This is a genomic window from Vibrio sp. 704 (genome assembly GCF_033339295.1).
This window is the reverse complement of the sequence record NZ_JAWOUH010000005.1, coordinates 32,086-46,921: the sequence shown is the minus strand read 5'-3', so window position 1 is coordinate 46,921 and position 14,836 is coordinate 32,086. Positions and strand designations below refer to the sequence as shown.

General features: G+C 43.1%; 10 protein-coding genes. 4 read left to right on the top strand and 6 right to left on the bottom strand.

The window, feature by feature from the left end:
• Positions 1-102 precede the first annotated feature (102 nt).
• The 6 genes from R7R24_RS09795 to R7R24_RS09770 all read right to left on the bottom strand — a co-directional run bounded on the left by R7R24_RS09795 (position 103) and on the right by R7R24_RS09770 (position 7,301).
• Entirely contained in the window at positions 103-321 is a 219-nt protein-coding gene (locus tag R7R24_RS09795) for a DUF2835 domain-containing protein (RefSeq protein ID WP_005377440.1), read from the bottom strand.
• 65 nt (positions 322-386) lie between these two features.
• Positions 387-2,993: an aminopeptidase N gene (pepN, locus tag R7R24_RS09790; RefSeq protein ID WP_054579306.1), complete on the bottom strand. Its 2,607-nt coding sequence runs from the start codon at positions 2,991-2,993 to the stop codon at positions 387-389.
• Between the two features lie 226 nt (positions 2,994-3,219).
• Positions 3,220-3,885, bottom strand: a complete 666-nt coding sequence (locus tag R7R24_RS09785) for a hypothetical protein (protein WP_005377438.1) — start codon at positions 3,883-3,885, stop codon at positions 3,220-3,222.
• Positions 3,886-4,079: 194 nt separating this feature from the next.
• Entirely contained in the window at positions 4,080-6,086 is a 2,007-nt protein-coding gene (gene prc / locus R7R24_RS09780; protein ID WP_017634279.1) for a carboxy terminal-processing peptidase, read from the bottom strand.
• Between the two features lie 17 nt (positions 6,087-6,103).
• Complete coding sequence (gene proQ / locus R7R24_RS09775; RefSeq protein WP_005377435.1) at positions 6,104-6,730, bottom strand: RNA chaperone ProQ; 627 nt, start codon at positions 6,728-6,730, stop codon at positions 6,104-6,106.
• Between the two features lie 97 nt (positions 6,731-6,827).
• Positions 6,828-7,301: a GAF domain-containing protein gene (locus tag R7R24_RS09770; protein ID WP_005377433.1), complete on the bottom strand. Its 474-nt coding sequence runs from the start codon at positions 7,299-7,301 to the stop codon at positions 6,828-6,830.
• Positions 7,302-7,393: 92 nt separating this feature from the next.
• Here R7R24_RS09770 and R7R24_RS09765 point away from each other — a divergent pair, with 92 nt between their 5' ends.
• The 4 genes from R7R24_RS09765 to rsmF all read left to right on the top strand — a co-directional run bounded on the left by R7R24_RS09765 (position 7,394) and on the right by rsmF (position 14,693).
• Positions 7,394-9,190, top strand: a complete 1,797-nt coding sequence (locus R7R24_RS09765) for an ABC transporter ATP-binding protein (RefSeq protein WP_021033889.1) — start codon at positions 7,394-7,396, stop codon at positions 9,188-9,190.
• 24 nt (positions 9,191-9,214) lie between these two features.
• Positions 9,215-10,465: a paraquat-inducible protein A gene (locus R7R24_RS09760; RefSeq protein ID WP_017821871.1), complete on the top strand. Its 1,251-nt coding sequence runs from the start codon at positions 9,215-9,217 to the stop codon at positions 10,463-10,465.
• Complete coding sequence (locus tag R7R24_RS09755) at positions 10,458-13,106, top strand: MlaD family protein (protein ID WP_017821870.1); 2,649 nt, start codon at positions 10,458-10,460, stop codon at positions 13,104-13,106. Before R7R24_RS09760 ends, R7R24_RS09755 begins: the two co-directional genes overlap by 8 nt.
• Positions 13,107-13,256: 150 nt before the next feature.
• Positions 13,257-14,693: a 16S rRNA (cytosine(1407)-C(5))-methyltransferase RsmF gene (gene rsmF / locus R7R24_RS09750; RefSeq protein ID WP_213883909.1), complete on the top strand. Its 1,437-nt coding sequence runs from the start codon at positions 13,257-13,259 to the stop codon at positions 14,691-14,693.
• Positions 14,694-14,836: the final 143 nt, after the last annotated feature.

Here is a 14,836-nt window from a genome sequence, read left to right as displayed (position 1 = left end):
AAGCATAATTACAAATGTTTAACAACTAATCGTAGTGGTAAGAGGTGAAATGTCCGATTCTGTGACTAAGATTCCTATTTAACTCTCTGCAAATACAATACATCACAGAGTTTCTAACTTAAGAAACTTATTATTTTGGTCAGTTGTTAGTCTAAACTGGCCTCTAACGCCCAATTGACTAAGAAATGGTCTAAATCTCGCGGCGGGTAACTGCAAACGCAAACCGTTGTGTGTGACAACTTGAACAACACTTGCCGCACCAGAATAATGAGATAAAAACGTTTGATATGAAATGTTGAGATTGAAGTAGTAATAGTTCATGAAGTGAAAACTAAGTGACATAAACAAATAAGGTGGTCTTAATGACCACCCTATTGTGTTGTTTACTATTCGTCTAGTGCTTTAGTCACTTTTTCGAATAGATCTTTAGCAAGATTATCCATTGCTTTGAGCTTTTCAAGTTCTGCACGAATCATTGCTTGGCGAGCTTCATCGTATTTACGGAACTTAAGCAAAGGATCAATCATTCGAGAAGCTACTTGTGGGTTCGAATCATTTAGTTGGCGAAGAATTTCACCGGCAAATTGGTAACCTACACCGGATTTATCATGGAAACGTACAGGGTTCGCACTTAAGAACGAGCCAATTAAGCTGCGCGTACGGTTCGGATTTTTCAAACTAAATGCTTCGTGGTTCATGGTTGCTTTTACTTTTTCAAGAGCATCCTCTGCAGGATTGCTACCTTGCAGTGCAAACCACTTATCCATAACCAAACCATCGTGCTTCCATTTATCGCTATAATCAGCCATAAGTGCTTCACGACACTCGAGCTGAGCGTTATTTGCGGCACTCATCGCAGCAATCGTATCTGTCATGTTATTTGCAGATGCGTACTGCGCGTTGACTAAATCATTACCTTTTTCCGTATATGCTAGGTACTGAAGGCAACGGTTACGTAAAGCACGCTTGCCAATAGCAGCATGGTCGATCGTATACTCTGTTTGCTTAAGCGTGTGATAAGTCGCACTTAGCTCATCTTCTAATTCCTTAGAAAGTGACACTGTAATGCTGTTTAGCACTTTGTCTACGGCATCGATATCAATTTGCTGGTACCAACCAGTAATCTCATTGATTGAAGGCATAGAGAAAACTTGAGCAATGAAAGCAGGCTCAAGCGTTTCATCCAACAGCACACCGCGGAAAGCATCTATCACACCTTCAGAAAGCGATACTTCTTGTCCCGCTTGAACGTTTTTCACATTCTGACGAATGTATTTAGCCAATAGCATTTGGCTAGCGTCCCATCGAGCAAAATCGTTCGTTGCGTGCTTCATCAAGAAGACTAACTCGTCATCGCTGTAATCGTATTCTAATTTGACTGGTGCCGAGAATTCACGCAACAAAGATGGCACTGGCTGTTCTTCGACATTTTCAAATACGAACGTTTGCTTATCTTGTTTAATATCCAGCACGTTATGAACAAATTCACCGTTACTCATCAGTGGGATAACTTGACCTTTCGAATCATACAACTCGATATCGAACGGGATATGCAGCGCTTGTTTTTCTGCTTGGTCTTGCGTCGGCTCCGTAAATTGCTCTACCGTTAGTGCGTAAGTTTTTGCATCAGCGTTGTATTCGCTATTTACGCGTAGCGTTGGTGTACCCGATTGGCTGTACCACAAACGGAACTGTTTTAAATCAACACCGGTGGCATCTTCCATTGCAGAAACAAAGTCTTCACACGTCGCGGCGGTACCATCGTGACGTTCAAAATAAAGTTTCATTCCTTTTTGGAAGCCCTCTTCGCCAAGGAGTGTATGGTACATGCGAATAACTTCGCTGCCCTTTTCATACACCGTTAGCGTGTAGAAGTTATTCATCTCAATGACTTTGTCAGGACGAATCGGGTGAGACATTGGGCTTGCATCTTCCGCAAATTGAGGACCACGAATAATACGTACGTTATCAATACGGTTATCAGCACGAGAGCCTAAGTCAGAAGAGAATTCTTGGTCACGGAATACGGTTAAGCCCTCTTTTAGACTTAGTTGGAACCAATCACGACAAGTGACACGGTTGCCAGTCCAGTTGTGGAAGTACTCATGACCTATCACAGCTTCGATGCCTAAATAATCACGATCTGTCGCAGTTTGATCGTTCGCCAGAACATATTTTGAGTTAAAAATGTTCAAGCCTTTGTTTTCCATTGCACCCATGTTGAAGAAATCAACAGCAACGATCATGTAAATATCCAGATCGTATTCCAGGCCAAAGCGTTCCTCATCCCACTTCATCGAGTTGATCAGCGATGTCATCGCATGACCTGCACGATCTAAGTTACCTTTATCAACAAAGATTTCTAAATCAACACTGCGACCTGACATCGTTGTATATTTGTCACGCAATACATCAAAGTCGCCTGCAACAAGGGCGAACAAGTAAGCTGGTTTTGGATGCGGATCCTGCCATTGAACCCAGTGACGACCGTTCTCTGCATCGCCTTCTGCAATTCGGTTACCATTGCTCAGCAAATATGGGTAAGCAGCTTTATCTGCGATCACTTTTGTTGTGTATTTTGCTAGAACATCCGGACGGTCTAGATAGTACGTGATACGGCGAAAGCCCTCAGCCTCACACTGAGTACAAAATGCGCCGCCTGATTTGTACAAACCTTCGAGTGCTGTATTCGCTTCAGGATCAATTTTGGTGACGATTTCAAGTTCAAACTCGGATGGAAGATCGGTCAGTACCAGCGATGACTCCTTCACCTCGTGATGAGCCCAATCCTCACCATTTACTTTTACAGCGCGTAGCTCAAGCCCTTCGCCATCGAGTTCTAGCGTTGTTGTATCGCCTTTTTGAGCAACTTTTGATACCGCCGTAACGATTGTGTCATTGTCATATAGATCAAAAGTAAGATCGATATCAGTAATCGCATGAGATGGCTCTTTATAATCTTTACGATATTTGGCCTGGGGAGCTTGAGACATGAGCATAAATCCTTGTATGTCGAACAACAAAAATACCAGACTGCATGATCAAAAATGCAGTTCTGGTATCACTATATAAGCTATTTGTAGGGGTTGTGGTATCAGAATACAAGTCTTTCTATCAAAAAACGGAGCTTTTAGTGCTCTAGCTCCGTTTTTTGATTAACATTTAAACAACATTAATGACTTACCGTACGTACGCGTAATTTGGCGCATGTTAAAGGCATCATGGCGTAACTCTATTGAGTACGGCGTACATATCACCATTGGAATCTTCGATAGTTAGCTCATTCTTGTTGAGCTTATACGTGGTTCCATGCTCGCCATTTTCATACAACAGAACCAAAAACTCATCTTCTGTGTAAAACACACCTTGTTTGATGGACTCATCCCCTTCTTCGTTCGAAACCCTAAACATGAACACGAAATCAGGTTGAAGTATCAAATCCATCTGATTAATGTTGTTGGCCACAAGACCGTCGCCAGATACGTGAGAGCTAGACCAAATACCTGCAAGTGAATTGGATAATCCCTTAGTGAATGTTACACCATTAAGATCAAGCGTATTATGGTTGTTGCGATAGGCATAAATTTGAGGCTCGTCGGTGTTTAAACCAAGAACGATGGTGTCTTCATTTGCGTTATACAGCCCTTCCCAATGGTCAACGGAATAGTCTTTCTTTTGAATATCAATAGAAAAGCTGTAGTCAGAACCTAATGAGAGTTTGATCGCACGAAAGTTTTCAGCCGACTCTTCGGGGTTTGGGTTCATCAAATACCAGTCTCCGATGAGAAACGGCGTGTCAAAGTGACTTAATTCATCTTCTCTGGTGTTTTCTCCACCAAACACACTAAAGCAGCAAAAGCTAAGTAAAATAAAGAACCACTTCATATCGGCATCCTTATCGTTTTCTTTTAGCTTAGCCAGTAGTCCTCACTTTCGCGAAATTTTAGATGTAGATCACGTAAATTATTGGGGGAAAATAAGCGAATATCTTGCTCGATATCGAGACAGCGGAAGGCAAAAAGGCATAAAAAAAGAGTGAATCTGAAAGACTCACTCTTTTTATTCTAAATTGCCAGTTATTATGACTGATTTTCCTGCTTAAGTAGATCGACCATAATCGCGACAGACTCATCTAAATAAACATCAGGAGCCTCGTAGTCTTTTGGTATGTCATCCAATGTTTTGAATGCTTTTTTACCCAAAGCAACTTGACGTTCATTTATGCGTTGTAATCGAAGGGCTTCCGCTTTATCCGATTCAGCTTTACGAACTTTTTCGTTCAAAGACAAAGTATTATCGTCTTTTTCTTTACGATATTTCTCGATGTCTTCATTGATAAAGCGGAACTCCATCTCATCAGAAATACGCTTGTTATGAAGAGCAGTAAGTTTTTCAACTAAGGCGTCGTTACTTGGAAACGTTTGATATTGTGCCTTATCAATCTGATCCCAAGGTAAAGCATTGTCTTCAACACTTTCACCTGTTTCAGAAGCCTCAATTGGCGTTGGGTACGAAATATCTGGTGCAACACCACGATTTTGCGTACTTCCACCGTCAATACGATAAAATTTCTGAATCGTGTACTGAACATAACCTAGCTCTTTATCGAACAGATCATAAATATGATTCAGTGAACGATGTTGCTGAACTGTACCTTTACCGAAAGAGTTTTCACCTAAGATGATTGCACGATTATAATCTTGCATTGCCGCTGCAAAAATTTCAGATGCTGAAGCACTGTAGCGGTTAATCAATACCGTCAATGGGCCATCATAACTCACTTTTCCATCGGTATCGGCATTCACCTTGATGCGGCCATAGCTGTCACGAACTTGAACTACAGGACCTTCTTTAATGAATAAACCTGTCAATGCCGTTGCTTCTGTTAGCGCACCACCGCCATTGTTGCGTAGATCAACGATTACGCCGTCAACGTTTTTGGTTTTCAACTCAGCTAGTAATTTATCGGTGTCTTTCGATAAGCCGACGTAGAAACTTGGTACTTCTAAAATACCAATCTTCTTACCGTCTTTTTCGATGATTTCTGACTTAACTGCACGATCTTCTAAGCGAACTTTGTCACGAACAATTGTGACAATGTAACTCTTCGCATCGTTACCTTCTGGCAAGATCTGTAGATTAACCTTTGTGCCTTTAGGGCCTTTGATTAACTGAACAACATCATCCAGACGCCAACCGATCACGTCGACAATTTCTTCACCGTCTTGTCCAACACCAGTGATTCGGTCCCCTTCACCAAGTTGCTTACTCTTTGAGGCCGGACCGCCAACAACAAGTGAACGAATTACTGTGTAATCGTCTGTCATTTGCAAAACGGCGCCGATACCTTCTAGAGAAAGGTTCATTTCCGATTGGAATTGCTCGGCATTACGTGGAGAAAGGTAGCTTGTATGAGGGTCAACCTGTCGCGCGAAGGCATTCATATACAACTGAAATGCGTCTTCATTGTTGGTCTGTGTGATGCGCTTCATCGCGTTGTTATAACGCTTCTCTAAAACTTCTTTAATCTCTGGCCACTCTTTGCCAGTCAGTTTCAGATTTAACGCGTCATATTTCACACGCTTGCGCCACAACTCGTTGAGCTCTGCTTCGTCTTTTGGCCATGCGGCCTCAGAGCGGTCTAACTCTATCTCGTCATCGGTATCAAACTTGATCTCTTCATCGAGTAGAGTTAACGCATAAGCAAAACGATCGAAACGCTTCTGCATTGAGAGGTTGTAAACATCAAAAGCAATTTGGTTGTTGCCCGATTTAAGCTGATCATCAAGCTCGACTGACCAATTTTTAAATGAATCGATGTCTGCTTGAGTGAAAATATTTCTATTGTAATCAAGCAACTCTACATAGCGTTCAAAGATCGCTTTAGAGAAATCATCATTGAGGCTGAAGTGCTTATAATGAGAGCGGGTAAATCGCGAGGTGACTCGTTTGCTAGCTGTTTCATGCTGAACTTCAGGAGAAAGAACCGGCAGGTCATCTTTATGTAGTTTGGCTTCAAGAGCCTGAGCTGATGCTGCTAGCCATAAGCTAGCAGCAATCAGGGTCACTTTTGAACGGCAATTCATGCGTAGGAGTATCTCCTTTATGCGCGCAAGTGCTCCGCTTTCACAACCATTTGTAGGCCGTTAGCAAGTTGAACACGTACATCATCCTTATTGATTTCAACAATGGTCGCTGCCATGTTTCCTTTGCCCATGTTCACGTTAACTGCGTTACCTACTGTGATTTCATCAGCATTTAGAGCGCGCGTTTCTACAGGCTTAGTTGGTTTTTGTACTTTTGGTTTATTAGTACGACGAGGCTGTTGAGGCTTTTTAGCCGCAGGTTTCGCTTTCGCCTTACCCTCTTCACGAGCTTTTTGTGCTTGTTCTTTACGACGAGCCTGAACTTTCGCCTTGCTTTCTGCAAGTGTCGCTTTCGCGTGTTCAACGTGCTCTTCTTCTAGCTCACCACAAGGGTTGCCATCTAGGTCTACACGTACTGCACCTGGTTTTACACCGTGTAGGTAACGCCATGATGAAGTGTACTGTCTTAACGCTGCACGAAGCTGTGTTTTGCTTACTTTTTCGTCTTCATTTAGACGTTCCGCAAGATCTTGAAAAATACCAATTTTCAGAGGTTTTGCTTCACCTTCTAAAGTAAAGCACTTAGGGAAACATTCAGCAATATATGCAATAACTTCTTTGCTGTTTTTTAACTTTTCAGTCATGAGGGGTCCTGATTTGAGCGGATTTCCGCGAGCATTAAGAAAAAATATTCTCGTATTATAGTGACATGCCAAGGAAAAACCACACTCGAAGGCTAATTTATGCGTCGTTCGCGTGTGAATTAAGCAGCTTTTCTACTTCAACCATGAAATGAGTGAGACCTTCTTCGTCTGTTTCATTAAATCGGCCAATACTTGGACTATCAATATCAAGTACACCAACCACCTTTCCATTAATAGAAAATGGAATCACAATTTCTGAATTGCTCGCTGCATCGCACGCAATATGCCCCTCAAATTCGTGAACGTCGTATACTCTTTGTATAGTATTAGTTTGTGCAGCAGTACCGCAGACGCCTCGACCCATTGGGATACGAACACAAGCTGGTTTTCCTTGGAACGGACCAAGAACAAGCTCTTCACCTTTTGTTAGGTAAAAGCCTGCCCAGTTAAGATCGTCAAGTTCCATGAAAAGCAATGAGCTCAAGTTTGCTAGGTTCGCAATAAAGTCTGGTTCAGACTCAATTAGAGCAACAGCTTGTTTGGTTAGTCTTTGGTATTGTTCTAAGTTCATATTAACTTCCTACTTACTATAAAAGCTTCCATTCTCAATGTATGGCGCTAAAATGCAGCCCTACTTTATAATAGGACTTATTCTCAATTACAATGCTTCTGAAAAATGACACTATTAGCCGTTCTTGGTTGATAACACAAGTAAAAAAGCACAAGTCCAAGCTGATCATAGCGAACTTGATAGCGGTGCTTGCAACCTTGATTAGTGTTCCAATTCCCCTCCTCATGCCTTTGATGGTTGATGAGGTCTTATTGGACCAACCTGCAAAAGGCTTAGACGCCATGAATGCCATTCTCCCTGAAGCGTGGCACACTCCGACAGGCTATATTTTCTTCACCCTGTTCTTGGTTGTTCTTATGCGAGCTGCGAGCCAAGGATTAAATATCCTTCAAAGCCGACAATTTACGCTTGTTTCAAAAACCATCACGTTTGAGATGCGCAGTAAAATGATCGACAAACTCGGCCGTATCAGCATCCGACAATACGAAACCAAAGGTAGCGGAGGAATCAACGCACACCTTATCACTGACATTGAGACCATTGATAAATTTATTGGTTCTACGTTAGCAAAATTCGTTATCAGTTTTCTGACTGTTATTGGTACTGCTATCGTTCTACTTTGGCTCGATTGGCGACTTGGTCTGTTTATCCTGTTAGTTAACCCTATTGTCATTTACTTCTCACGTAAACTAGGCAGTATGGTTAAACATCTGAAACGGAAGGAAAATCATTCTTTTGAAATTTTCCAAAACCGTTTGGTTGAAACATTAGATGGAATCTACCAACTACGCGCAGCCAATAAAGAGCGAGAATTCCTCCAACAACTCAAAGACAGTGCGAACCAAGTTCGCGTTGATGCAGACAAGTATGCTTGGCAATCTGAAGCGGCTGGTCGCGTTTCTTTTCTTCTCTTTTTGATCGGCTTTGAATTATTCAGAGCTGTCGCAATGTTAATGGTCATGTTCAGTGACCTTACTATTGGCCAAATATTTGCCGTTTTTGGTTACCTATGGTTCATGCTTTCTCCTGTTCAAGAGTTGCTTGGGATTCAGTTTTCTTGGTACAGCGCTAAAGCCGCATTAAAACGCATCAACGACTTATTAGAGTTAGAAGAAGAGCAGAGACCGGTTCCTAAGGTAAATCCTTTCAAAGAAGGTAGAGAAGTTGACGTTAAAGTAGAAAACATTAATTTCTCTTACAATAATGAAAACAAAGTCCTAGATAATCTTTCTTTACATATGCCGGCAGGAAAGAAAGTGGCGTTAGTTGGCGCAAGCGGCGGTGGTAAGTCAACCTTGATACAATTACTTATTGGGGTTTACCGTCAAAACTCCGGTAGCATTCGCTTTAATGATGAATTAACAGAAGATATTGGTTTTGAAGTAATTCGCGACAAAATTGCCGTGGTATTACAGCAACCTATACTATTTAACGACACCTTGAGGCATAATCTAACGCTTGGTGGGGATTTTGACGAAATGTCACTTTGGCGTGCGCTTGAAGTGGCTCAGCTGCAAGATGTTATTTCTCAACTGAACCACGGCTTGGATACTCAAGTTGGTCGTAATGGCATTCGTTTGTCAGGAGGTCAACGACAACGGCTTGCCATTGCTAGAATGGTGCTGAGTAATCCTCAATTTGTTATTTTAGACGAAGCCACGTCTGCGCTAGATACCGCTACTGAAGCGGCTTTACACAAAGCACTGACCGAGTTCTTACGTGGTAGAACAACATTAATCGTTGCGCACCGACTATCCGCTGTTAAACAAGCCGATTTGATCTACGTGCTTGAAGATGGGAAAGTGACGCAAACAGGTACTCATGGTGAGTTAGTTGAGCAAGAAGGCTTATATCAAACCTTATATGGGGGCATACAGTCCCACGCTTAAATCGTTCAAGCTAGAGAGGTCGTTATGACCTCTCTGTCTAAGCACGCCATGCAACCCAATAACGTACGTCTGTGCCAAGGTTGTGAATTGCCTGTCGACATCGTCGACTTACCCCATGGCAAAAATGCACACTGCCCTCGTTGTGGTACACAATTATATCGCGGAGGTAGCCCTAGCCTCTCTGGTAATCTAGCCGTCGCGATAACCTGTATCCTACTATTTATTCCATCGCACTTTTTTAACTTTATTAGCATCCGACTCTTTGGTGTGATGATTCCGGCAACCCTGCCTTCAGGGATGATCACATTGATGGAAGAAGGATTTGTTCTTCTTTCATTGCTCATTCTATTTTGTAGCTCTCTAGCGCCACTGACGGTTTGTGTTTCAGTGGTAACGGCGCATATTTCTTTACATCAACGATGGTTCCGTGGGCTTCGTATCTCACTGTGGCTAATTCAACATTTGAAGCATTGGGTTATGTTGGATGTGTTCTTAGTTAGCATCGCCATTTCCTGTTTTAAACTCCAAGATTATTCCGACATTTTCGTCGGTCCAGGGTTAATTGGTCTGGTTCTTTTGCAGATATTTACCGTTTTGTTAGTTTCAAGAATCAGCGTGCGTCGTTATTGGGAAGCTTGGAAACCAGAAAGTTTATATGCTTTTGAGCATAAAGATGTGCATTGCCATGAATGCCACTTGTCCCAGCCTGAAGGTGACCATTGCCAGCGTTGTCATCACGAGTTATATCATCGCAAGCCAAACTCCATTCAGAAAACATGGGCTTACCTCATCGCAGCAACGGTCGCCATCTTCCCTGCTAACCTGATCCCTATTTCCATCTTGCTTACCAATGGTAAGCGTTTGGAGGACACTATTTTTTCAGGCGTGGCTGGTTTGGTAAAAAGCGGCATGTATGGAATCGCTGCGATCATTTTTGTTGCGAGTATCGTTGTCCCGGTGATTAAAATACTTGGGCTCGCCTACATCATGCTTTGCATCCAATTCAAACGTTCGGTGTTTAAGAGACAACGAATGATGGTTTACTTTGTTGTTAAATGGATCGGTAAATGGTCTGTGATGGATTTGTTTGTTATTTCTATCATGATGACGTTAGTCGATCGTGGTCAGATACTGGATTTCACACCAGGATATGGCGCCGTAGCATTTGGTGTTGTCGTAGTGTTGACCATGCTTGCAGCAGAAAGTATTGATCCAAGGCTAATCTGGGACCAAACAAACCCAAAACAATCAGAAAAAGAGTCAATGAATGAGTGATCAGAACAGTTCTCAAACGTCATACGTACCAGATGTAAAGCGGAGTAAAGGCATATCTCCTCTTTGGCTGTTGCCAATTTTGACCATGGTCTTAGCTGGCTGGCTTGTTGTGAAGTCGATACACGATGCAGGACAACGAGTGCAAATCTATTTTTCTGATGCCGCTGGTCTTGTCGCCGGCCGAACCACTATCCGTTACCAAGGATTAGAAGTCGGCATGGTAAGAGACATTAACCTCACCGAAGATCTCGGCAGTATTTATGTCGATGCTGATATCTATCCTGAAGCTGCAAAGTTACTGAACGATAAAACACGCTTTTGGTTAGTAAAACCAACAGCTAGCCTAACGGGAGTTTCCGGACTGGATGCGCTCGTCTCAGGTAACTACATCTCGATTCAACCCGGAGATGGTCAAGAGTTTGAGACAACATTCCATGCGTTAGACTCTGCTCCAACAGATTTACGCGTTTCTCAAGGTTTGAATATTAAGCTCAAAAGCCGTGATTTAGGTGGTGTATCGGTTGGCTCTCAAATTGTTTATAAGAAAATCCCAATCGGTGAAGTGTACAGTTACCAGCTAGATGAAGATGCAAAATCTATCACTATTCAGGCCAACATTCAGGATCAATACCGACATATCATTAACAACCGCAGTCGATTCTGGAACGTCAGTGGAATTGGTGCCAGCATCGGTTTTGAAGGTGTCGATGTAAGACTAGAAAGCATGAGTGCCTTACTAGGTGGCGCCATCGCCGTCGACTCTCCGGATGATGGTGAGCCTGTAGAAGAGAACACCGAGTTCCGTTTGTATAAAGATTTGAAAACTGCTGGTCGAGGCATCGCGGTTAAAATCGTCCTACCTGATGACAGCAAGATCAGCGGAGAAGGCGCTCCAATTATGTATCGCGGAATCGAAATTGGCCAAGTTACGGACTTGAGCCTTTCCGAAGGCCGAGAAGTGATATTGGCGTCAGCGGCAATTCAACCCGCTTTTAGTGACATGCTGACGACAGGTACTCGATTTGTCTTAGAAGAAGCAAAAGTGTCCCTCTCTGGTGTAGAAAACATTGCTAATTTAGTGCGAGGGAACTTCTTAACGATCGTGCCGGGCGCGGGTGAACGCTCTCGCCGCTTTACTGCCATTCGTAAAAACGTGTTTAACCAACAGCAAGAAAAGTCCATCGCGATTCGGTTGGTGTCCGACAATTCGTTTGGCCTAGATAGCGGTGCCAATGTACTTTATAAAGGCATCGTTGTTGGTTCAATCATCAAAGTGGGCCTAGTTAAGGAAGATAAAAAATCACAACACGAAGTATTTATGGATGTATTGATTGACCATGAATACAAACATCTGATCAAATCAAACAATCGTTTTTATGTAACCGGCAGTGCATCAGCAGAGTTAACTGAATCCGGGCTCAGCGTTACCGTTCCTCCAGCAAAGCAGTTGTTAACCGGGTCAATTAGTTTTGTGAGCGAAGGCAAGCAGGATATTCAAAAAGAGTATCAACTGTTCCAAAATGAATCATTGGCTGAATTGGCGCAGTACAATCAAAGTGGCTCTAGGGCTCTAACACTATTTGCTTCTGAATTGCCGCCGATTTCCAAAGGCAGCCCTCTACTCTATCGTAATCTTCCAGTTGGTAACGTCTCCGATTTCCAGCTAGTTGATGGCGGAGTACTAATTAAGGCTACTATCGAAAACCGCTTCGCTTATCTTGTAACGCCACAAACCGTTTTTTGGAATCGTTCAGGGATTGAGATAGATGCATCATTAGCCGGAGTCAGTGTGAAAGCGCACCCTTTAAAATCGTTAATCGAAGGTGGCATCGCTTTTGACTCCGTACCAGGCGTTGAAAACAAAATCGGAGAAAACTGGAAGCTGTATTCTGATCAAAAAACCGCTCGCAAGTTTGGGCGCGTCATTGCTTTAGAAACCGACGGTTCGCAAGAGATTGCTAAAGGAATGCCGATTGAATATCAAGGTGTTAAAGTTGGTGAAATCACTCTGGTTGTACCGAATTTTCGTCGTAACATGGTTGAAGTCACTGCAAGGATCCTACCTGAATACGTAGAAAACATTGCAGTTGAAGGCTCACATTTTTGGCTAACTGAACCAGAAATTGGTTTAGGTGGCGTTAAAAACCTCGGGGCGTTGGTTTCGAAATCCATCAGTGTTGAGCCAGGTAAAGGTAAAGCTAAATTTGATTTTCAATTAGAAAATAGTTCAGAACGCGTGCATGGAATCATGTTTACGTTACAAAGTGAACAGAGAGGCTCAGTACAAGTCGGTACCCCTATTCTTTACCGCCAGATGGAAGTTGGCCAAGTGACCGACGTAAGCCTAGGAGAATTTGCTGATCGCATCCTCACGACTATCAAAATACAGCCTGAATATGCTTACCTCGTTCGTCAAAACAGTGTGTTCTGGAATGTTTCAGGAGTAGATGTTTCCATCGGGCTTACCGGCGCTAACATCAAAGCGGGAACCTTTGATAGTTTAGTTCGCGGAGGAATTGCGTTTTCAACGCCAGAGCAATCGACTATTCCACCAGCGGCAAAGAGTGGGCAATCTTTCTTTTTGTATCCACAAGCTGAAGAAGGTTGGACTCAATGGCGTACAGCAATTCCGAAGCCGTAGAATAAAGCTCAATTCACGTAAAATTGAAGTTTGATCACTTTAAAAGAGCAGCAATCGCTGCTCTTTTTTATCGCTCGGCCCTTGTCACTATTCGTTTCTGCTTCGCTTTCGTATATTATTTGCCACAAATTCTGCAAACGAGATCCCACATTGCATCCTAATGTTTACATCCCAGACGCGTTTCTGGAAAAAATCCAAACTATCCTTCCTGCTCACCTCAACATGGAAGACTTTATCGCGTCGTGCCAAAAGCCACTACGCAAAAGTATTCGAGTTAATACGTTGAAGATCAGTGTTGAAGCGTTTCTAGAACGAGCAGAAGCAAAAGGCTGGAAGCTTTCTCCTGTGCCTTGGTGTGACACGGGGTTTTGGATTGAAGCGGATGAGTCAGTTGTACCATTAGGCAACACAGCAGAACACATGTCTGGCTTATTCTACATTCAAGAAGCCAGTTCGATGATGCCGGTATCTGCTCTGTTTATGAATGATGAATCTTACGATGCCGTGTTAGATACCGCAGCCGCTCCAGGCTCAAAAACCACTCAAATTGCAGCTTTAATGAACAACGAAGGTGTACTTGTGGCCAATGAATACGCCGCAAGTCGTGTAAAAGTACTGCACGCTAATGTGGAACGTTGTGGGGTACGTAACGCCGCACTAAGTAACTTCGATGGACGCGTTTTTGGCGGTTGGCTACCAGAACAATTTGATGCGGTTTTGCTCGACGCGCCTTGTTCTGGAGAAGGCACCGTTCGCAAAGACGAAGATGCGATGAGAAACTGGACGCAAGCTTCCGTACTCGACATCGCTGACACACAGAAAGATCTTATTGAAAGCGCCTTCCATGCATTAAAGCCCGGTGGTGTGATGGTTTACTCAACATGTACGCTCAGTACAGAAGAAAACCAACAAGTTTGTCAACACTTGAAAGAAACCTTTGGGGATGCTGTAGAGTTTGAAAGCCTTGAGAACTTGTTTGAAAACGCAGAGGCAGCTCTAACTGAAGAAGGCTTTTTGCATATTTTCCCACAGGTCTACGACTGTGAAGGGTTCTTTGTTGCAAGAATTCGCAAACTGGCTGCTGTTGAGGCGCCAGAAGTCAAAAAGCGCATGGGGAAATTCCCCTTTGCTAAAACTTCAAAAAAAGAATCGACAGAAATTGCTCAACAACTCCAAAGCGCGTTAGGTATTAAACTTCCAAATGACAGTTCTGTATGGCTTCGCGATAAAGATGTCTGGTTATTCCCTAATGCTTTAGAAGCGATGATCGGCGAATTACGCTTCTCCCGTATGGGTATAAAGATCGCGGAAGCCCATAAAAATGGCTACCGTTGGCAACACCAAGTCGCGACTGCCCTGGCGACAGGTTCTGAAAGCAACGCCATTGAACTCAGTATTGAAGAAGCGCGCGAATGGTACATGGGGCGTGATGTTCGCCCACAAACCATTCCTGAGGGAATGAAAACAGGTAAAGGCGAAGTGCTTGTCACCTATCAAGGCGCAGTTATTGGCCTTGGCAAGTGGGTAAGCAACCGAATAAAGAATGGTCTCCCTCGCGAATTAGTACGAGATAAGAACTTATTTTAAAAGACGTAACGAACCATAAATAAATGAAAAGCCATCGTATTTGCGATGGCTTTTTAATTCGTAAGTATGAAAGCAAGTGGGCTCGCTAGCGATCCGGACACGCTGTACTAAACTAGTTGTATCAAAGTAATGCTTTGATGTGG